The organism is Streptomyces sp. NBC_01176, from assembly GCF_045039825.1.
Taxonomy (GTDB): Bacteria; Actinomycetota; Actinomycetes; order Streptomycetales; family Streptomycetaceae; genus Streptomyces.
The window spans coordinates 9,528,632-9,549,741 of sequence record NZ_CP108600.1 but is presented as its reverse complement, the minus strand read 5'-3'; the positions used below and the strand labels follow the sequence as shown (position 1 = coordinate 9,549,741).

Here is a 21,110-nt window from a genome sequence, read left to right as displayed (position 1 = left end):
CCTCCCGCGCCGGCCGGCCGGAACCCCCTGACCGAGAAACGAGTCACACCACATGACCGCCGCACTGTCCGGCCCGGTATTCTCCGTCCACGACATCCCGTTCAGCGCGTACGGGTCCTGGTTCGACATCTCCCCCGTGATCGCGGAGAAGACGTATGCCGAGGACCTCCACCTCGTCTCGCACCAGAACGGCATGCACGGTGTCCTGCGTCTGGTCCCCCTGGAACCGGTGGGAGGCGGGCGGGCCGAAACCCGCGTCGAGGCGATACCGGGCCTGCTCAGCTGGGTCGGCGAGAGCGGGCGCGTCGAGCTCGCCTATGAGGCCCCGGACGCCGTACGCCTTCGGGGCAGCGGCCTGGACTTCGGCGTCCTCGCCGCCGTACGGACCCTCACCCCGTTCAGCGGAACGTACTTCTTCCACGATCCGGCCGCGAACGCGCACGTCTTCACCTCGTACGAGACCGGCCGCCGCTACCGAGTCACCGTACTGTCCGGCACCCTCGCGGACGCGCCCGGAGACCAGGCCCTGGGCAGTAGCGATCGCGGTGTCACTGTGACAGCGGAGGCAGACGGCGACTGGGAGGTCGCGGTCGAGGAACTCGACACCGCTCGCCCGCCCTACGCATCCTCGGCGCCCTTCGACGACATCGTGTCGGCCGCGCAGGGAGCCTTCACGGCTTTCGTGGACGCGGTGGCGCCCTGGCGTTCAGAAGCCACCCCCGCCGCCGAACTCGCAGCCTACGTCGTCTGGTCTGCGACGGTGGCGGCAAATGGCCTGGTCACCCGGCCGGGCGTGCTGATGTCCAAGCACTGGATGGACAAGGTCTGGAGCTGGGACCACTGCTTCAACGCACTCGCCCTGGCGTCGGGCGCGCCGGAGCTTGCCTTGCACCAGTTCCATCTGCCCTTCGACCACCAGGACGAGAGCGGCGCCCTGCCGGACTCGGTCACCCACTCCGAAGTCCTCTACAACTTCGTCAAGCCGCCCATCCACGGATGGGCCTTCCGCCACCTGCGGCGCAGTCTGCCAACCCACCTGGGCCGGACCGAACTGACCGAAGTATACGAGCGCCTGGAGCGCTGGACCGGCTTCTGGCTCACGGTGAGGCGCGCGCCCGGCGCCGAACTGCCCTACTACCAGCACGGCAACGACAGCGGGTGGGACAACGCCACCACCTTCGACCCCGGGCGGGTGGTCGTCACCGCGGACCTCACCGCCTTCCTCGTCCTCCAGCTCCGCGAACTCGCGGCACTGGCACGAGAGTTGGACAGACCGGACGAGGCGAGCCGGTGGGTCGGGGCAGCCGAGGAAATCCAGGCGGCGCTACTCGACCAGCTCTGGACCGGAGAGAGGTTCGTCGCGCGCTCGGCCGGGACCGGGGAGACCTGGAGCAGCGCCAGTCTCCTCGACCTGCTGCCCATCGCGCTGGGCGAGCACCTGCCCGCCGAGGTCACCAGCGCGCTGGCCGACCGCATCAAGGCCCACCTGACCCCGTACGGCCTCGCCACCGAGCTGACCACCTCCCCGCACTATCGGGCCGACGGCTACTGGCGCGGCCCGATCTGGGCCCCCGCCACTGTCCTTATCGAGGACGGCCTGCGCCGCGCCGGCCACCTCCGGCTGGCGGACGACATCAGCGCCCGCTTCCGCGCCCTGTGCGAGACCCGTGGTTTCGCCGAGAACTTCGACGCCCTGACCGGCAGCGGCCTGCGTGACCGCGCGTACACGTGGACCGCGAGCAGCTACCTCCTCCTCGCCCGTGACCACCACCTCCGCCTTGCGGGCACCGGGACCGACGACACCGTCGCCTGACCTGCGGGCGAGAGCTCAGGGCCGAGTGGGCTCCCATGGCCGGCAAGGGGAGTGTAAACCTAACGGCGGATCCGACGATCATGGGAGAGACGTCAAGTGCCCGACACTGTTGTGGAGTTGGAGACCGTGGAGCCTGTCGAGAGTGCTCGGTCCGGGCAGCCTGCGCCCGTGTCCGACGAGCAACTGGTCGCGATGCTGGTGGAGCGGGCCCGGTCGGAAGGGCTGCAGCTGACCGGACAGGGTGGGCTGCTGCAGCAGCTGCAAGTGCTGGAGGGCATGGCCGAATGGCAGAACCGGCCGCTCGACCGCGGCTATCCGGTCCTGTTCGTGACGCCATCAACGTCAAGAACAGGGACGGGCAGGTCGCGAACCGTCCGGTCTACGTCGTGATGGCGGTGACTGTTGACGGCACCCGCGACATCCTCGGCATCTGGGCCAGCGCCGGCGGCGAGGGTGCCAAGTACTGGCTGAACGTGTTCACTTGAGCTGAAACCGCAGCCTGGACGACGTGCTGATGCTGGTCTGCGACGGGCTCAAGGGCCTTCCCGAGGCCGTGGAGAGCGTCTGGCCTTGCACGATTGTCCAGACGTGTGTGGTTCACCTCCTGCGGAACTCATTCCGATACACCGCCCGTCAGGACTGGGACAAGGTCGCCAAGGCCCTCAAGCCCGTCTGCACCGCACCCAGCGAGGACGCGGCGACTGAGCGGTTTTGGAGTGGAGTTCCAGGAAGCGTGGGGCCAGAAGCATCCGGCGATCGTGAAGCTGTGATCGGACGCCTGGGCCGAGTTCGTGCCGTTCCTCTCCTTCGACGTCGAGATCCGCAAGGTCATCTGCAGCACGAACGCGATCGAGAGCATCAACGTCCGCATTCGCTAGGCCGTCCGTGCCCGCGGACACTTCCCCAACGAGGCCGCCGCCCTCAAGTGCATCCACATGGTGCTGATGAGCCTGGACCCGATGGGGAAGGCCCGCAAGCGGTGGACCAGGCGCTGGAAAGCACCCCTGAACACGCTCCAGCTCGCTTTCGAGGGCCGCCTGACCTCGAGCAACAACTGACCACTCAACAACCAAGATCAGCCGTTAAATTGACACACACCACGCCGGCTCACCATCGTCCAACTGCCCAGCTATGCTCCCGGCCTCAATCTCGTCGAGGGCATCTGGTCGCTACGTCGTCGCAGCGCTACCGCCAACGTCGTCTTCCGCGACCGTGACCATCCTGTCGACGCCGTCCGCAGCGGCCTGCGCCGCATCCAACGACGCCCCGACCTCATCGAGGGCTGTTTCGCCGAAACCGGACTTTCGCTCGACACGACAACTCAACGGAAAGGTGAGTGGGAACAGTAGGGTCTTGCGGACAGGGGCCGTTCGAGGGACCGACCGTCCAACCCGTAGTTTCGGGCGGTCGGGGACATCTTCGTCGATAACAGGTAACTGCCCTTGTTTTACGAGATATCCAGCCGGTGACCTGCCCCGTGGCTGCCGAATGCGCTGCACGTACAGGCAGATAGTCGGGAATTCAAGCACTTACATTTCCTCTGCGGAGGTGGTCGGATTTAGACGATCACTGACTCTGGAGGAAATGTGCTGCTTCCTTTTGCCCGAAGATCTGCGGCGTCGGTTGCCGCAGCTCTCGTCGCCACCTTGGCGGTGCCGGCGACGGCTCACGGCGTCACTCCTTCACCGCCTCCGCACGTCACTTCGCACGAACTCGGTGGTGCACGGCGCGCACCGGTCGTTGTGACGCTGATCACCGGCGAGAAGGTGACGACAACTCAGGAACCGGGCGGAACGGTGTCGGTGGATGACGTCGCGCGCGTGCCGGGAGCCGAGGGGTCGGTACGCATCGCCAGCGAGGGCGGGGACACCTTCGTGTACCCCGACAGGGCCATGCCCTACGTCGCGACCGGCCGGCTCGACAAACAGCTCTTCAATATCACCCAGTTGATAGCCCAGGGTTACGACGACGCCCACGCGGGCGCGCTCCCCTTGATCATCACTCACTCTCCGGGCGTGTCCGCTCTCAAGAGCGGAGTTTCCGGCGAAGACCTGCCGTCCGACGCCAGGTTGCCGGGGGCGAAGACAACCCTGGGTCTTCCGTCCGTCCACGGTGAGGCGGTCGAAGCCCCACGGTCGAAGGCCGCCGCCTTCTGGTCCGCCCTTACCGGCGCCCACGGGCAGGATGCCCGGCGGTCGACGGCGAGGACCGGCACGAGCCCGGACAAGGAGACGGGGCCGTCCTTCGCCGCCGGTGTCGACAAGGTGTGGCTCGACGGCAAGGCGCAGGCGGACCTGGCGGACACCACGGCGCAGATCGGCGCCCCCAAGGCGTGGGGCGCGGGCGGCACGGGCGCGGGAGTCCGGGTCGCGGTACTGGACTCCGGAGCGGACACCACTCATCCGGATCTGGCCAACCGTATAGTCGCGTCCCGCAGTTTCGTCGCGGGTGAGGACGTCATCGACCGCAACGGACACGGAACACACACCGCCTCCACCGTCGTAGGAACTGGCGCCGCCTCGGACGGAAAGGAGCGCGGAGTCGCCCCCGGCGCCGATCTGCTGGTGGGCAAGGTCCTCGACGACAACGGATCCGGTCCGATCTCGGGAATCATCGCCGGCATGGAGTGGGCGGCGCGGGCCGAGCACGCCAAGGTCATCAACATGAGCCTGGGCACACCGGCTTGGCACACCCAGGACGATCCTCTGAGCCAAGCGGTCAACCAACTGAGTTCGGAGACAGGCGCACTCTTCGTCATCGCCGCGGGCAACTCCGGCAACAACCCCTACAGCGTCAGCGCGCCGGGAACCGCGGACGCCGCCCTCACCGTCGGCGCGGTGGACGCCTTCGACCACCTCGCGGACTTCTCCAGCGCCGGGCCGCGCATGAACGACGACGCGCTCAAGCCCGACCTGACCGCGCCCGGCGTCGACGTACTCGCCGCGCGCTCGCAGCAGATGAGCTGGGGCGAGGGCTATTACCGCTCGGACAGCGGCACTTCCATGGCGGCGCCCCACGTCGCCGGGGCGGCGGTGCTACTGGCCCAGAAGCATCCGACGTGGACCGGGCAGCGGATCAAGGACGCTCTGATGAGCACCAGCGTCCTGACCCCCGCCTACAGCCCGTACCAGGCCGGCGCCGGTCGGCTGGACGTGGGCACCGCGTACCTGCAGGATCAGGTCATCGCGAGCGGATCGGTGGACGCGGGACTCGTCCCCTGGTCGGCCGGCCGGAAGCCGAAGCCGGTCAAGCGGCAGGTCACCTACACCAACACCACCGACCGGCCCATCACGTTGCAGCTCTCCGTGGCCCGCGGCGACTCTCCCGCGGGAGTGTTCGCCCTGGCAGCCGATCACATCACCGTACCGGCGCGCGGAACCTCGACGGCCGCGCTCGTGGCCGACCCCGAGGGGCTTGCGCCAGGCCGGTACGCCGCCCAGGTCACCGCCCGCTCCGCAGCCGGCGCCGTGCACACCGCAGTGGGCCTGTCCGTCGAGTCCGAGAAGTACGGTCTGACGGTGCACCTGAAGGACCGGTCGGGCAAGCCCGTCAGCGGCGAGGTCGAGATCACCGGCACCGACGGGAGGACCACCGTCATGTGGGTCCCCGACGGCACACTCACCAGCCGCTGGGCACCCGGCTCCTACACCGTCGTCTCCACCCTGGACGTGAAAGGCCGCCACGGGCCGCACTCCCTGGGCTACGCGGTCCTCACAGTCCCCGAGCTCGACCTGACATCCGACAAGGCCGTCGCCCTGGACGCGTCCCGCATACGCCAGGTCAAGGTGGCGACACCCCGGCCCACGTCCGTCACAACCAGCAGGATCGACCTCTTCCGCTCCTTCACCTCCAGCGAGCCCACGCCCAGCGACGGGCAGGCTCTGCACGAGATCCTCATGCCCTCCGCCGCCTACGACAGTCTCTGGGCCCTTCCCACCAAGGGCAAGGTGAACAAGGGCAGCTTCGTCTTCACCACCCGGATCCGCGCCAAGCAGACTCCGCTGAAGATCACCTATGCCGGGCACGACCTCGACGACACCCTGCTGGTGCAGCCAGGATCTGCTCGGTTCCACGACGGCAGCACGCGCGTCGACGCGGTCTTCGCCGGCAGCGGCGCACCATCGGACTACGCCGGTCTGAATGCCCGGGGCAAGGCCGTGGTCGTCCGTAGCAGTGCCACTTTGGTGCCGGCGGAACAGGTGGCGGCGGCGCACGCCGCGGCGGCGTCCATGCTCCTCGTGGTCAACGACGGCGACGGCCGCAAGAACGACTGGTACGGCGACTCGGACGAGAAGACGACCGGGCCCGTCCCGGTCACGTCGGTCACCCTGGACGACGGCGAGGAACTGATCCGGACCATCGCAGCCGCAGGAGGGAACAAGACGACGCTGACGGTCGAAGCCCATCCCGCGCCGGGGTACTTGTACGACCTGGCCGACTACCACCAGGGAGGAGTGCCGGACGACCCGTCCGCCGCGACGGATCCCGGCAGCCTCGCCCGCATCGACAACACCTTCGCCCCGCCCGCCGGCAAACAGATCCTCGAAAGCCGGGAGGACAGCCCCTCTTACGAGAACTGGCCGGCCGCCTACCCCTACGCCGTGTACGGCGGGACGCGCGTTCCCCCGTTCCCGAGAGAGCCCGTCGCCCCCGGACACCGCACCGACTGGGTCTCTGCCGGGAACGGCGTCAAATGGCAGCAGTACGCGGCCATCGACGGCTGGGCGACCTTCACCGACATCGCTGGTTACCAGCCGCGCAGCGTGCAGAGCGAACACTGGTTCGGCCCCATCACCCGGCCGCGCATGGTCAGCTTCGAGGTTCCGCACCGGGTCGGGGACGCCATGGGTGGCACACTTGCGGGATTCGGTGACGGAGGATCCGCCCACAGCGGCGACACCGGCCTGATGTCCCGGAGCTTCTCGCTCTACCAGGGTGACAAACTGCTGATGCAGAACGGGCCACGGCCCGATTTCGGCGTGGGCGACCTGGCCCCGCAGAAACTCCCGTACCGGCTCGTCGTCGACACGAAGGGGAACACCGACCTCACCCCTTACTCCACCACCACGCACACCGAGTGGAAGTTCATCTCCGGCAACGTCGACGATCAGGCCATCCCGCTGGTCCAACTCGACTACGGAACAGACCTCGACCTCGCCGGGCGGGCGGAGCGCGCGTCGGCCCTCTCGGTCGAGCCCGTTGTCGTCGGCAGTTACGCCGCTCAGGACGCAGTGGCGTCGGTCAAGCTCGAGGTGTCCTACGACGACGGCGTCTCCTGGCAGCCGCAGACGATGAAGGACAACAAGGGCACTTGGCAGACCCGGCTCCACGCCCCCACCCGGGCCGGCTACGTATCGATCCGGGTCACCGCCGAGCAGCGCAACGGCGGCGGCGTCACCCAGACCATCAGCCGGGCCTTCGGCCTTAAGTAACTCTCGCGAGCGGCCGGAGCCCACGCCCATTCACGGCACCCGGCACCGGCCGCTCCCGGGGACCACAGAGATCCGGTGCAGGGAACTCGGCCCGTGCCGGGAATCGCTCGCTGCACCCGCCGGGATGGCGGCGTCCGACGGCTTACTGTTCCTACTGACCTTTCCGTTGAGTTGTCGTGTCGAGCGGAAGTCCGGTTTCGGCGAAGCAGCCCTCGATGAGGTCGGGGCGTCGTTGGATGCGGCGCAGGCCGCTGCGGACGGCGTCGACAAGGTGGTCACGGTCGCGGAAGACGACGTTGACGGTAGTGCTGCGACGACGTAGCGACCAGATGCCCTCGACGAGATCGAGGCCGGGGCCGGTGCCTGGGCACTGGCGGCGATCCGTCGGGCGAGGGCCGATGTCCACGAGCGGGTATGGAAGCCGGCCGGACCCGACGCCTCCGATGTGAGTAGCCAGGTCATCGTGAACATCGACAGCGTGCTGGTGCTGGCGCACTCCGAGAAGCAGGACGCCACCGCGACGTGGAAGCGGGCCTTCGGTCACCATCCGCTGGTCGCGCCCGTCGACCACGGAGCGGCCAGGTCCGGCAGCCGGGGGCCGGGCTTCTGCGGCCGGGCAACGCCGGAAGCAATGCCGCCGCCAACCACATCACCACGACGAGGATGGCCCTGCCAGTTGCCGAAGCAGTACCGACGCGGTCGGCAGACCCTGATCCGCGCCGACTCTGCCCGCGCGGCACCACGAGTTCCTCGACTGGCTCACCAGGCGCGGCCGGTGGCTGTCCTACTCGGTCGGGATGACGATCACCGACGCGGTCTACCACGCCGTGCTGCGGGTCCCGGAGTCGGCCGGGACGGTGGCGGTCGAACCCGACGGCCAGGTCCGCGACGGTGCCCGGGAGGCCGAACTGGCCGGTGACGTCCCAAAGGCTGGCCAGCCGGGATGCGGTTGATCGTACGCAAGGAACGAACCCACCCCGGCGAGCAGTTGAGGTTCACCGACACCGACGGCGTGCGTCTGACCTGCTTCGCCACCAACACCACGGGCATCGCGATCGCACCCTTGCAACTGAGGCACCGCCAGCGCGCCTGCGCCGGGGACCGGATCTGCGCCGGTCGCGACACTGGCCTGCGCAACCTGCCACTCCACCGCACCGCCCACAACCAGATCTGGCTGGAGATCGTCCAGCTCGCCCTGGAGCTGCTGGCATGGATGCCGATGCTCGCCCTGACCGGCCGAGCCCGCCACCGGGAGGCCAAGCGCCTCCGGCTGCGGCTGTTCACCGCCGCCGCCCGCCTGGTCACCACCGGCCGCCAACGCATCCACTGCTTGGCCCGGCACTGGCCCTGGACCGACGTGATCACCACGGCCTTCACCCGGCTCCAGGCCCTGCCACACCCCGACTGACGAGCGAAACGATCCACCCCGACGAGCAGCAGAACGCCCCCAGGGCCATGGAACCCGACGCCCACCCGACGCGAAAGTCGGGCTGCCAACATGTCCACCACCGCCCCGACAAGCCGAAACGGACCACGGAAGGGCCGACCGATCGTCACGAGACTTCGAGGCTGGGGAGTGACAGGGTCGCTTGCTGGACAATCGGACTCGAACGTCCGCGCGGGGAAGCCGAAGATCCCGGTCGTTCGGTATCGGATCTTGAAGGGTTTGCCTGCTACCCAGGGTCGCGCTTGGTGAATGCTTGTCGGCTGTGCACGAGCAATTCACGCACCGCAGGGCTGTGCGTGCCCTTCCAGATCAGGGCGAGCAGGGCGGGTGTTTCGACGTCGTCGATGGTGCGGCTGATAATTCGGTCGCGATAGCTCGCGGCCATCGAGTCGCTGAGGATGGCGACGCCGAGTCCGCGAGCGGCGAGGTCGGCAATGGCATCCGCGGCGCTGGCTTGCAGCGCGATCGCGGGTTGGAGGCTCTGTGCGGCGCAAGCACGGTCGAATGCTGTGCGCAGGCCGGTGCCGGGTGGCATGCACACGATCGGGTAGATGGCCAGTTCATGCAGAGTGACCCGCCGCTGCTTCGCCAAAGGGTGCCCGGCGGGCACTGCTACGACGAGCCGCTCACTGATGATCGTCAGCGCCTCCAGCCCGTCGGGGGTGGCGGTTGCGGTCCCGATAAGGGCCAGGTCGAGGGTGCCAGCACGCACCCCCTCGACGAGGCGGTCGGAATTGTCCTCCAACAGTGAGATCTCCACCCCAGGATGCGCCCGGTGGAACACAGAGAGTGCGTCAAACAGCGGCGTGAGGGTGCAGCCGATGACCATCCCAACCGTGAGCCGCCCCCGGATCAGGTCGGTGACATCACCCACCGCCTGGCCAACCGCCCCAGCAGCGGCGAGCGCTGCGCGGGCGTGTTCGAGCGCAGCCTTTCCCGCGACAGTAAGGGTGGCGGTGCGCGCCGACCGGTCAAACAGCTCGGCACCGAGTTCACGTTCCAACTGGCGGATCTGAGCACTGACGCCGGACTGGCTGATGTGTACCCGCTCGGCAGCCCGGGTGAAATTCTGTTCTTCAGCGACCGCAACGAAGTATTCCAGCTGCCTCAGCTCCATGACTGGAAATTCTAGCTTCCAGTAGATGCATCTGTTGGACTTCTGGTCAGTGGCCAACCACGCTGGGAAGCACCAGCCCGACGTCAGGAGGAACCCATGCCGGAATACGAGAAGGCCATGCGCCCCGAAGACATCACCCGCTTGTTCGTGGAGCGATCCAACGCAGGGGACGCAGCCGGGGTCGCCGCTCTCTACGAAGAGGATGCAGTGATGGCCTACCCGCCGGGCGACCAGACGGTGGGCCGGGAAGCGATCCGTGAACTATGGGAGAAGGTGCTGGCCAACCGTCCCCGCTTCAAGCCGGAACAACCACTACCGACGTTGGTCAGCGGCGACATCGCCCTCACCTCGACCCCGCCGAAGGACGGGGCCGGCGCCCGGGCGCAGGTCGTCCGGCGCCAGCCTGACGGGAGCTGGCTGCGCCTGCTCGACCAGCCCGAGTTCGTCCCGCCGACCCGCTAAAACCTGTCCACCGTCCCAATGGATAGGCCATCCCATGGGAAGTCACCGGGGAGTTACAGCAACGGCCCCAACTCCCCGCCGCGGACATGTATTCTACGAGTCGTCGCAGTTCAGAGGCGGTTCACGAGCTCCTGCGGTCGGTAAAATTGAGCTCAGGCGGATCATTGACGACCCGGTCCACGGGGGAACTGCACCAGCTCATGCGGGCAGCCGGGTTCACAGGGATTGAAGACACGGAAGCGTTGTCGAAGGGCTGGCAGGTGACGGACTTCGCCGACGCCGGACGGCGCAGCCTGGCGAACCTCGTCCAGAGCACAGGGACACCGGCGATCATGGTGTCCTTCCTCGACAGCGACGTGGGGTTTGTCGAGGCCCTCACGCCGGACGGCAGCAGCTGGGACTGCCTGCTCAACCGCGAGATGGCGAAGAGCTACGAGATTCCTTTGGAGCACTTCCCCATCGAACCCGCCGTGGCCGGCGCACTCGCCTGGTCGGCCGTCGCCGGACTGGCTCCCGACGAGGAAGCCATCCGGCAGACGCTGACCGGGTCGGCTCTGTTCGCGGAGCAGCTCTCCTCAGCCCTCCTGGTCGCCCTGGGGCTGCCCGGCGCACCCTAAAGCGCGTTGCAGAAGGCCGTGATCTGGGCATTTTCCCGGGCCGCGGCGGCCCAGGCTGGACGGATGTGGGAAGAGAAAGCACCGAAATCCCTGCAACACGCGACGGCTCAATACGCGCAGCGAGCACGCGACAACCGCACCATGCTGCTCGTGGCTGCCGCGGGCCTCGCCGTAGTGTGGCTGGCCGCCCGCCGCCCGAAAAGCTGAAGGTAGAGGGAAACGGCCAGGGGGCCGAATCCTCACAGGATTCGACCCCCTGGCCGTTTCTGCTGCCGGGAAGAAGGTCAGGTCCGGCGGAGCCGAGTTCTCAGCCCTCGCGTCCCGGTTCACGGTCGGGGACGCGAGCGGTGTCCTGTGCAACGACGCCCGCAGCCGGACATGATGCACCGCGCGGCCGGACACGACCTCGTGCACCGGGACGTGTCTGTCTCTGTAGCGGATCGATGTGGCGGTCCGTGGACGGCTGTTCATAGACGGCGTGCGGTCAGCTTGTTCTTTTAACCTCCGCCCCTACTCTGACGCTCCCCCTCATTGGGGTGACCATGGCGAGCTGGTCCGACACACTGGTTCGATGCAGCGCGATGATGAACAGCCTTTGTCCGGTGGCAACGTGAGTGAGGGTGTCGTTCGCGTCGGGGACACCGTTCGCCGTCCGGCCGGACCGTGGACTCCCGCTGTGCATGCCCTGCTTGCCCACCTGCACGGGGTGGGATTCGGCGCGGCACCTCGTCCGCTGGGCATTGACGATCAGGGGCGTGAGGTCCTGACCTTCATGCCGGGAGACGTGGTCTGGCCCGACCGGTTTTCGCTGATGGACCCGGCTCGACAACTTGCTCGCGTTGCACGGCTGATCCGGGGCTTCCACGATGCCGTGCAGGACTTCACGCCGCCTTCCGATGCGCGGTGGCAGACGCCGATCCCCGCTGAGAGCAGTGACATCATCGCCCATAACGACCTGGCCCCCTGGAACCTCGTGGTCGCAGACGAGACACGGTGGGCCTTCATCGACTGGGACGGTGCAGGTCCCGGCTCGCGCCTGTGGGATGTCGCCTACGCCATTCACGGGTTCATCCCGCTGTCCGCGCATCCGGACTGGCAGCGCCCGGACGCGGCGAGCCGACTGCGAGTCTTCGGTGACGCCTACGGTCTCGATGAGTCCGAACGTCGTCGGTTGGTCCCTATGTTGGGGCGCCGTACGCGTTCCATGCACGACTTCCTGCGAGATCAGGCAGCCCAAGGTGTCCAGCCCTGGGAAAGGCTGTGGGCTGAAGGTCACGGTGACGCCTGGCGAAACGACGCCGAATACATCGAGCAACGCGAAGACCATTGGGTGCACGCCCTCCTCGCCGGATGAGCTTGTTCTTCATGGTCTGAAGTCGAAATGGGGCCTCGAACTCGTCCACTCACCTGGGGGTTCATCGGACGCTGGCGTGGCCTCGTCTGATCATGTGCCCCGACCTTACTTTGAACTGGTTCGTCGGGGTTTGGTGCCGACTTTGTGGTGGGCTGGTCGTTGGTATGCCTCACCGCCGGCGAGGACTCGTCCCACGTCGTGGCGGGTTGCGGGTCGCCGGATCTTCGAGCCCGGCGGGCGTCCAGGGCCCGGTGTGGTGGGTTTCGGCGCACCGGCCGGAGAGCCCGTCGTCGTGCGGAGGTTCCGGAACCCGCGCCGGACGCGGGCCGGGGTGAGTTTGTGCGGCGGTGCCGGTTTCTCCCACGGCCGCCGGAGGTCGGTGTCGAGCAAGGCGGAGCTGAGTATGGGCGGCGATGACCAGCCAGGTCCAGCGGTCGGCAGCCGCCGAGTCGCGCAGGCGGGGCCTGGTCCAGCCGAGCGTCTGCTTGAGCATGCGGAAGGTGTGCTCGATGTCGAAGCGGCGGAGAAACGCCTGCCGGCAGCGGTCGACGTCGGCCGGGGTGGCGCCGGTTCGTGACCACCACAGCCAGACCGGCTTGTTCACTCCGCCGGAGGGCAGGTGTTCGACGGCGAGGCGGATGACGGTGCCCTCGATGATCGGTAGCGCCTGTCGTGGTCGAGCCAGGCGGCTCGCTGAGTCAACCTGGGGTGTAGCCGGTCCCACGCCTGTGCGGTGGCTTTGCCGTAGAGGCGGGTGTCCGTGACCGTGACGGCCTGCTCGGCGCCCCAGGTGGCGGGGTCACCGGAGACGAACTCCCCGCCGTGCTTGGGCGGCCGCCCGCCCTTCGGGTGGGCCAGGAGGAACTTCTCCCGCGAGGGCGAAGGCCCCGAGGCAGCAGCCGCTGTGCGGGGCCCGGGGCTGCGGCTGCCTGTCATCCGGGCGCCGTGTTCAATACCTCCACATCACCAAACGCACCGGCCGTAACGGCCGGGGGCGCAGTGCCGGAGAACCATCAAGGGGTCGTCAGCTCTGGGCCAGACGTCCCGTTCTTCAGCGGGGCTCCATGGTCATCCAGCCGCCCCGCCAGCGCGACACGTTCTGCGAGCCGGTGTCACGATGCCGATGGGTGTCCCGGTACGCACCGACCGGGACACCCGAGGCCGTGCGCGACCACCACCCCCGAGCAGGCCGCGCACGGCTTCCTCGCACCCGGGCAAGCCCGCGGCCGCGGAAGTGGGCCGCCGGCTGCGCGCCAGGCCGGTGTGGTGTCCAGCGGCCGGCCACGACATGGCGGGGATCCAGGTCCGGCCGGTGCGGACGCTGTAGTTGCGCAGGCTTCTGTCGAGCGGGAAGGAAACGGCTGGTCAGACCGTGCGGGGGCCTGGTGTGGGGTCAGGCATCCCCCTAGTAGTGCTTGGTCATGTTGGTGCGGGGTCTGGCATGTCACGGTGACAGGTGGGGCAGGCGCCGGTCCAGATCACGAGGAGTATCTGCAGCTCGCGGACGACTCGGTAGAGGGTCAGGCCGGCGCCGTCTCTTTTGGGGATCGGTTCAGTCGTTGCAGGGTGCAGAAGGCGTGGGCGACCGAGACGAGGGTGACGTGGTGGTGCCAGCCTGGCCAGGTCCGGCCTTCGAAGTGGGCCAGGCCCAGGGCCTGTTTCATCTCGCGGTAGTCGTTCTCGATGCGCCAGCGGAGCTTCGCGGTGCGCACGAGGACGGGCAACGGGGTGGTCTCGGGCAGGTTGGAGAGCCAGAACTGCACGGGCTCGTCCTGGTCGGCGGGCCATTCGGCCAGCAGCCAGCGGACCGGAAGCCCGGTGCCGGCCGTGGCCTTGCGGATCTCACGCCCGGCGGGCCGGATCCGCAGGGCCACGAAGCGCGAGTACATGCGCTTGTGCCCACTGCGGCCACTGCCCGGCCGTGATCCCTCCCTCCACTGCACCGGCCGTGCGGATGATTTACCGGCCGCGATGACCAGGCTCTTCACCCTCTGGGCAGGCTCGGGGTAGGCAGGAACCGGCGGTCTGCCCCGGCCTGTGTGGGCCGGGGTGCAGGGCTGTGCGTCCTCGGGTTGCGCGGTGGTCGTGGTCGAGATGCCCACCACGTAGTCGAGACCGCGTTCTTCCAGGCCGAGCCGGAAGGCGGCGGTGTCGCCATAGCCGCCGTCGGCGATGACCTGGGGCACCTCGATGCCCCAGGACCGCGTCTCGTCGATCATGTCGAGGGCCAGCTGCCACTTCTCGACATGGCCGATCTGGGCGGGGATGGCGCACTTGTCACGGCGGGCCACCTTGGCCGGATCGGCCTTCGGCGAGGCGGGATCCCAGCTCCCGGGCAGGAACAGACGCCAGTTCACCGCCACCGAGGCTCCGTTGGAAGCAAGGTGCAGCGAGACCCCGGCCTGGCAGTTGGTGACCTTGCCCGCGGTGCCGGTGTACTGCCGGGTCACGCACGCCGACGCATCCCCGTCCTTGAGGAACCCGGTGTCATCGATGACCAGCGCGGTGGGCTTGATGACCGGCTGCATACGCCAGGCCAACCGGGCCCGCACATGCGCCGCATCCCACGGGCTGGAGGTGACGAAGTGGGCCAGGGCCTGCCGGTTACCGTCCTCGCCCAAGCGGGCAGCCATCGGCTCCACCGACTTGCGCCCGCCGTCCAGCAGCAGCCCCCGTAGATAGACCCCGCCCCACCGTCGCTGATCCGCCCGCGCGAACGGCTCGAACATCTCCGCCGCGAAGTCCTCCAGATCACACCGGACCGCAGCCAGCTCCCCACTCAGCACACCCGATCAACGACACGACCGATCAAGAAGACACGCCGTCACGGACCGCACATGACCAAGCCCTACTAGGCACTCTCCTTTCCTGTCCCACCCAGATGGTCGGGACGGGAAAGGAGAGCACTTCGGGGGATCGGATCCCTGACGGGGTGGGGCTGCGCGTCCGTACCGGCCTCCGCGCTCCGGCGGGGCACTGCCCGCCAATCCCCGGGGGACTGGCACCTGTTGACGGGTCAGGGAGCCCAGTCGAACCCGAGCACGCCGAGCTGCGCGAGCCTGTCGGCGGTGAGTTTGACTCGCCTGGATCGTGTGTTCGATAGAAAAATCCTGTGTTTCACCGGGTGCTTGTGACCGTCACCCACGGTCGAGGAGCGGGTCGACGCACGGCGCCTGGCTTCACCGAGCCGCTGCAGCGAAGGATCTGCGCGGTCTGGTCGGTGGTCGCGTGCCGGCGAGGCTTTCATGCTCGTGCTCGTGGCGGGCCTGCTTACGGGCAGGGGGAGGCGGAGTGTGACCGGGAGGCGTGGCGAGGTGCTGGAGAACTTGCCTGCGGCAGCCTGACCGGACCGCCTGCCTGTGCTGTGCGCGGGGGCGCGTGTTGTGTGCTCTGTCCGGGGGATGCCGGGTTGCTCTACCTTCCGGTATGCGACGGGCTGAGGGCAGTGGCCAGTGGCGTCGGAGGAGAAGAGGTGGCGGCGTGCGGAGCATTCTGCGGGCCGGCAAGGTGATTTCGTCCGACCCTGCTCAGGGGCTGGGGGTCATCGCCGCCTACGGCGATGAAGAACACGTTCCGTTTAAGAGGTCCTAACAAAGGCGTTCGACGTGGCGGTGGGTGATCAGGCAGGTGGCGAGGCCGAGGAAGGCCTCGTGGATGTCGTCGCGTCGCTCCCAGCGGATACGCAGTCGACGGAAGCCGTGAAGCCAGGCGATCGTTCGTTCCACGACCCAGCGGAAGATGCCCAGGCCGGAGCCGTGGGGTTGGCCTCGTTCGGCGATGACGGGGCGGATGCCGCGCTGCCACAGCAGTCGGCGGTACTTGTCGTGGTCGTAGCCGCGGTCGGCGAGGAGTGCGTCGGGTCGGTGTCTGGGGTGGCCGACGACGCCGGCCACGGCCGGGATCTTGTCGAGCAGGGGCAGGAGTTGGGTGACGTCGTTGCGGTTTCCGCCGGTCAGCGACACCGCGAGCGGGATGCCCTGGGCGTCAGTGATGACGTGGTGCTTGCTGCCCGGATGTGCGCGGTCGACCGGGCTGGGTCCGCTTTTGGGCCCCGCCGAGCGGCCCGCACGTGGGAGGAGTCGATCACCGCCCGCGACCAGTCCAGCTTCTGCGAGGCCCGCAGTTTCTTCAGCAGCACCCGGTGCAGTTGATCCCACATGCCGGCGTCGTTCCACGCGGCCAGGCGCCGCCAGCAGGTCATGCCCGAGCCGAAGCCCAGCTCCTGGGGCAGGTACTCCCACTGGATGCCGGTGTGCAGCACGAACAGGATCCCGCACAACGCCTGCCGGTCCGGCACTCGAGGTCTGCCCTCCACCAGCTTCGGTGCCGGCTCGGGCAGCAACGGCTCGATGAGCGACCACAGTTCATCCGACACGATCCACGGCCGCGACTGTCGATTCCCCACGACAAGACCAACGACCACCCAAGCCGAAAGTCACATGATCAACAGCTTCTGTTAGGACCTCTAAGGCGCAGGCAGTCAGGTTCGTGGACGTGGTCGCGGAGGGGCAGCTGGTCATCTACGCGATCGAGCGTGCGGATGCGGCCGTACGGGCCGTGGAGGAACGCCCCGCCTAGCAAGGTCCGGATCCCGGGCGGGGGCTGTCGGGACCTGAGCTTCTTGCTCGGGCACCTTGGCCCCCTGGGTTCGGCGGGACCGGACTCGGGGACCCAAGGCGGCAGGCCGTGCACGGCCTGCCGCGCTATGCAGCGGCAGCACCATACCTACAGCAACGGCACAGTGCGACAACGGGGTTGTTCCAGGTACGCGGGAGGAGGAGCCGGGCTTTCCGCGGCCTCGGCGATGTCGTCGCCCGCTTCCGTCATCAGGTCTGCCCGCGGGGGCAGCGGCCTGGTTGCGGCGTTATCGCACCGGCTATCGGTTACACGGTTGCGGAGTTTTCTGTGGTCGGCTCGTCGGCGTGTTCGCCGGTGACGAGGTAGATGACGCGTCGGGCGACGGATACGGCGTGGTCGGCGAATCGTTCGTAGTAGCGTCCCACCAGGGTGACGTCGACGGCTGTTTCGACCCCGTGGCGCCACTGTTCGTCCATCAGGTGCTGGAAGACCATGCGGTGCAGCTCGTCCATGCGGTCGTCGTCCTTCTCGAGCTGAAGGGCTGCTTCGACGTCCTGGGTGATGACGACTTCGGCGGCCTGTGCCATCAGGCGCTGGGCGAGCTGGCCCATCTCCAAGATGGTGCGGCGCAGGTCCCGAGGCACGGCCTTCTCGGGGAAGCGCATCCGGGCCAGTTTCGCCACGTGCTCGGCGAGGTCGCCGCTGCGTTCCAGGTCCGCGCTCATGCGCAGCGAGGTGACCACGGTCCGCAGGTCTGTGGCGACGGGCTGCTGTCTCGCGAGGATCGCGATCGCGCGGTTCTCCAGATCGCGCTGGAGGTCGTCGACCTTGCTCTCGGCGGAGATCACGTTCTCGGCGAGCTTCAGGTCGGCGTCCAGAAGTGCAGTGGTGGCCAGACCCATGGCCGATCCGACCAGGTTCGCCATCTCCACCAGACTGTCGCCGATCGAACCCAGTTCCTCGCGATACGCCTCACGCATTGCCCCTACACCGCCCCTTGTCGTGTCACTTGTCAGCCTCAACCGGCAGCCAGGTTCGCACACACGCTCGGCACCCGGTTCGTCGGCCGTAGCGCGTAGCCGTGCAGACCGCTGCAGACGTCCGGCAGCTGGTGTCGGTGAAGTCCGCGGCGGTGAGATTCCTGGCGGATCAACAGGACCGACAACGGCCCGCACCACCGATGAGCCCGGCCGACGTGTGGTCGGCCGGGCTTGATGTGTGCCCTCTGATAGCCGGCCAGGCATGCAGCCCTCGATGTGTAACGCGCCGCTATGCGTCCTGAAAGCGCAGTACGAATCGTCGTTGCCAGGGGGTCTCCACAGCACGGGGGTGGTAGTGCTGACGGACGAAGGCGACGGCTTGGTCTGGCGGAACTCCATCAAGGACAGCCATGCATGCCAAGGCTGTTCCTGTCCGCCCTCGCCCGCCCCAGCACGCGACCTCAACGCGTTCGTTGCCCGCCCGGGTCAACGCTTCCCGCAGCACATCCCGAGCTTGCTGGCGGTCTTTGGGAAGGCGAAAGTCAGGCCACCGCAACCATCGAGCCTCCCACTCGGTCGAGGGAGGCTGCTTACCGAGCAGGTAAACCGCGAAGGACGGCGTCGGCCCGGAGGGCAACAGATAACGCAAACCCCGGCCACGTACGAGCGCGCCTGAAGGAAACCGCAGGATCCCGTCTGTCGAGTTCCAGTCTTCACCCATGCGAGCACCCTACAGAGGGTCCCTGCCCAGTAAGTCCGTGCTCGCAGCGTTTGCCACACGCATCGCGGCTTCTCCTGTTGCAGCTCACCGGCATCCGGCGGACGTCAGCGCGGGAGATCGGGCGCCATGACTGAAAAGCCTTGGCATGTGCAGTCTGTGTGAGGTCCTCCGCATGGTGGACGTCCCCCGTCAGCAGATACGCGTTCCGAACCAGTTGCGGCCACCGTGCTCTGACGAAGTCCTGGAACCGGTCGTCTTGTTCGGCCTGCACCGACCACCCTCACTCGACCTCCAGATCACCGTTCCGGCGAATTCGGTTGCCCGATACCCGGAAGAGACGCCGACGGTCCGCGGCAGCCGTGGAGAAGGGAAACGAAAAGGGCACAATCGAACATCGCTGAGGTACGGCCGACGGACTCGCGTTGAGGGCTGACCCGCGGCGACGCGTAGGCCGCCACCGCCTGCAGAAGTACGCCGAGTGTCCGTCGAAGCGGCGCCTTGAAAATCGGCCCAGACGGACGCTACGACATAGCCGACCAACCTGCTCCGGCGGCGTCTGGCACCATTCGAGCCATGCCGGGAACTCCTCGGGGCGGGCGCGAGCCGCAGGCTGTCCAGGGCCCTCAGAAGAGCCCCGGCGAGGCGGCATGACGCTGTTCCCAACGGAGGCTGAGCAGGCAGGTGGCATATCCTCAGCGCACCTGCCATCCCTGCGGCCGGGGGGATACACGGCTGCGGCAGGCCCGAACCAATTGGGGATCCATGCTCATAAGATCTATAGGTGCCGCCTTCACCGGCGCCCTGGCGCTTGCCGCCACCGCCGTCACCGCTCCGGTCGCTCACGCGACAGAGACCGGCGTCATCATCCAGAAGCTGTCCGTGAACGGTGGCAAGCCCATCATCCTCGGCACCTCCCAGACCGAGTCGTTCACCATCTCAGTGACCGCCTCGGACGACTCGGGGATCAGCAAAGACCTCGCATTCCTCGGCATCGACCGGGAGGTCGGCAACGACTACTGGTCCTACCACGGCACCCCGAAGTGCACCGCGGTCAACGCCACCACCTCCACCTGCACACTCACCGTCAAGCTCGACCCGGGCTGGGGCGTGCCCCGCAACGCCCTCGCGGGCAAGTGGGACGTGACCGTCCAACTGCAGTCCAAGGACGGCGACTTCTACAACAACGGCGGTGCCACCAAGCACTCGGTCCTGCGGCGCTCCACACTCAACGTCAACGCCGCGCCGGAGCCAGTCGCCAAGGGCAAGCCGATCACGGTCACGGGCAAGCTGGCCCGCGCCAACTGGGACAAGCGCGTCTACGCCGGCTACACCCATCAGCCTGTGAAGCTGCAGTTCCGCAAGGCGGGCACCACGACCTACAAGACCGTCAAGACGGTCAACACCAACTCGACCGGCAACCTGTCGACGAAGGTCACGGCGGCGGCCGACGGCTACTGGCGCTGGTCCTTCGCGGGCACGTCCACCACACCGGCGGTCAACGCCGCGGGCGACTACGTCGACATGCGCTGACAGCCGAGCTCCGCCAGGCGGGCCCGCAGGGAATAGATCTGCTACGGGCCGATGGGGCCGTTTCCCGGCTGGCCACCTGGCGGAAGCAGCCACACTGCGCCACGAGATCGGGAATGGGGCGCGCCCCTAAATTCCGTAGCAGAAGTTGGCGAGCGGCTTGACCTCCAGCGAGCTCAGTGAGACCCCGAACACAGCCGCTTTCGGAGCCGGTCGGGCAGGGCGAGGGCCGGGCGACACATCGTCGCGCCGGCCCTCGCTCGGATACTCAAAAGCTTGCCGTCTCCCCGGGATCCGTTCGCGCGATGTCTCAGACGAAGGTGATGTCCCAGTGGACGCCGCCGCGCCTGGGGGTTTCGTAGACGTAATCGAGCGAGATGCCGGCGAGGTTCCCGTACCAGCGGGAGTCGTTGCCCCGCGGCTGGCCCTTGTGCTGGGTGGTCTTGATCCACCGGGTGAGGCAGGCACCCTCGTGGTGGGTGCGCAGATTCGAGCTTGTACCCGCGCGCGTGGCAGCGGGGGCCGGCTCCTGCCGCGCCACCCGGCGTGGCGCACATCCCGGAGCTGAGCGCGACGTCGTCCGCGCAGTACGGACCCTAGCGGCCGCCCCTCCGTGCTCACACGCGTCATCGCGCTTGTATCGCTTCCCGTGTGCGCCGCCGTCTTGTCTGGCGCTGCATGCGCGCGTGATCCAGCTCGTCGCCTTCACCATGATCTTCCTCCCAGGCTCTCGGCACCGAAGCCTGGTCCGCCCGGGCCAAACCCTCAGTCGTACCCGCGCACGGCAGAGGGCCCGAGACCGGGCGGGGATCGGGCCCTCAGAAACCGCGCGCCTTCCCGTGGGGCGGTGCAGCACACGATGACTCCTCAACGACAGCCGCACCCGAAAGACACGGACCGCGGTCTGCGCGCTCTGGCACGTCTTCCGCTGCGGAGTCCGCCTGTTCGGATCGATGCGGGGCGGATTACTACATCGAAGGAGGTGCTCCTGCGGGTGAGTGCGGCACGGTGCGTGAAGTGGTCCGTCCAATACCGGGGGACGGGCCCGATCGGCAGGCTGGC

Annotated in this window: 14 protein-coding genes and 4 pseudogenes; 9 read left to right on the top strand and 9 right to left on the bottom strand. The window is 67.9% G+C overall.

From position 1 onward, the window contains the following. Positions 1-52 precede the first annotated feature (52 nt). From OG199_RS41575 to OG199_RS41565, 3 genes and pseudogenes are all read left to right on the top strand, one after another. Positions 53-1,813 (top strand): MGH1-like glycoside hydrolase domain-containing protein, encoded by a 1,761-nt coding sequence (locus OG199_RS41575; RefSeq protein ID WP_356806479.1) that lies wholly within the window; start codon positions 53-55, stop codon positions 1,811-1,813. A 261-nt stretch (positions 1,814-2,074) separates the two neighbouring features. Next, a pseudogene (locus OG199_RS41570) lies at positions 2,075-2,871 on the top strand (IS256 family transposase); the annotation flags it as partial. Positions 2,872-3,555: 684 nt separating this feature from the next. Further along, on the top strand, positions 3,556-7,245 hold the full coding sequence (locus OG199_RS41565; protein WP_405834100.1) for a S8 family serine peptidase: 3,690 nt from the start codon (positions 3,556-3,558) through the stop codon (positions 7,243-7,245). A gap of 151 nt (positions 7,246-7,396) precedes the next feature. On the opposite strand, the gene OG199_RS41560 is transcribed toward OG199_RS41565, so the two are convergent. Next, a complete protein-coding gene (locus OG199_RS41560; RefSeq protein ID WP_405834098.1) occupies positions 7,397-7,651 on the bottom strand; it encodes a transposase in 255 nt (84 codons plus the stop codon). Here OG199_RS41560 and OG199_RS41555 point away from each other — a divergent pair. Beyond that, positions 7,595-8,653 (top strand): annotated as a pseudogene (locus tag OG199_RS41555) (IS1380 family transposase); the annotation flags it as partial. The gene OG199_RS41560 and the pseudogene OG199_RS41555 overlap by 57 nt on opposite strands. Positions 8,654-8,918: 265 nt before the next feature. On the opposite strand, the gene OG199_RS41550 reads toward OG199_RS41555, so the two are convergent. Further along, a complete protein-coding gene (locus OG199_RS41550; RefSeq protein ID WP_405834096.1) occupies positions 8,919-9,809 on the bottom strand; it encodes a LysR family transcriptional regulator in 891 nt (296 codons plus the stop codon). Positions 9,810-9,905: 96 nt separating this feature from the next. Here OG199_RS41550 and OG199_RS41545 point away from each other — a divergent pair, with 96 nt between their 5' ends. The 4 genes from OG199_RS41545 to OG199_RS41530 all read left to right on the top strand — a co-directional run bounded on the left by OG199_RS41545 (position 9,906) and on the right by OG199_RS41530 (position 12,242). After that, on the top strand, positions 9,906-10,271 hold the full coding sequence (locus OG199_RS41545) for an SgcJ/EcaC family oxidoreductase (protein ID WP_356809399.1): 366 nt from the start codon (positions 9,906-9,908) through the stop codon (positions 10,269-10,271). 260 nt (positions 10,272-10,531) lie between these two features. Continuing rightward, positions 10,532-10,888, top strand: coding sequence for a hypothetical protein (locus OG199_RS41540; RefSeq protein ID WP_356809398.1), 357 nt, complete (start codon positions 10,532-10,534; stop codon positions 10,886-10,888). Positions 10,889-10,894: 6 nt separating this feature from the next. Continuing rightward, positions 10,895-11,095: a hypothetical protein gene (locus OG199_RS41535; RefSeq protein ID WP_356809397.1), complete on the top strand. Its 201-nt coding sequence runs from the start codon at positions 10,895-10,897 to the stop codon at positions 11,093-11,095. Positions 11,096-11,459: 364 nt separating this feature from the next. Next, positions 11,460-12,242, top strand: a complete 783-nt coding sequence (locus OG199_RS41530) for a phosphotransferase enzyme family protein (protein ID WP_405834094.1) — start codon at positions 11,460-11,462, stop codon at positions 12,240-12,242. Between the two features lie 105 nt (positions 12,243-12,347). On the opposite strand, the pseudogene OG199_RS41525 reads toward OG199_RS41530, so the two are convergent. From OG199_RS41525 to OG199_RS41500, 6 genes and pseudogenes are all read right to left on the bottom strand, one after another. Next, positions 12,348-13,082 (bottom strand): annotated as a pseudogene (locus OG199_RS41525) (transposase); the annotation flags it as partial. A gap of 680 nt (positions 13,083-13,762) precedes the next feature. Continuing rightward, complete coding sequence (locus OG199_RS41520) at positions 13,763-14,971, bottom strand: IS701 family transposase (protein WP_405827786.1); 1,209 nt, start codon at positions 14,969-14,971, stop codon at positions 13,763-13,765. A gap of 858 nt (positions 14,972-15,829) precedes the next feature. Continuing rightward, a protein-coding gene (locus OG199_RS41515) for an IS5 family transposase (protein WP_405834092.1) occupies positions 15,830-16,647 on the bottom strand; the annotation gives its coding sequence in 2 pieces (ribosomal slippage) (positions 15,830-16,296 and positions 16,296-16,647; 819 coding nt in all). Positions 16,648-17,125: 478 nt separating this feature from the next. Next, a complete protein-coding gene (gene phoU / locus OG199_RS41510; RefSeq protein WP_405834090.1) occupies positions 17,126-17,800 on the bottom strand; it encodes a phosphate signaling complex protein PhoU in 675 nt (224 codons plus the stop codon). 289 nt (positions 17,801-18,089) lie between these two features. Beyond that, entirely contained in the window at positions 18,090-18,521 is a 432-nt protein-coding gene (locus tag OG199_RS41505; protein WP_405834088.1) for a protein-tyrosine phosphatase family protein, read from the bottom strand. A 76-nt stretch (positions 18,522-18,597) separates the two neighbouring features. Beyond that, a pseudogene (locus tag OG199_RS41500) lies at positions 18,598-18,792 on the bottom strand (SigE family RNA polymerase sigma factor); the annotation flags it as partial. Between the two features lie 491 nt (positions 18,793-19,283). Here OG199_RS41500 and OG199_RS41495 point away from each other — a divergent pair. Then, entirely contained in the window at positions 19,284-20,051 is a 768-nt protein-coding gene (locus OG199_RS41495) for a hypothetical protein (RefSeq protein WP_356809492.1), read from the top strand. A gap of 307 nt (positions 20,052-20,358) precedes the next feature. On the opposite strand, the gene OG199_RS41490 is transcribed toward OG199_RS41495, so the two are convergent. Beyond that, complete coding sequence (locus OG199_RS41490; RefSeq protein ID WP_356809493.1) at positions 20,359-20,589, bottom strand: hypothetical protein; 231 nt, start codon at positions 20,587-20,589, stop codon at positions 20,359-20,361. Positions 20,590-21,110: the final 521 nt, after the last annotated feature.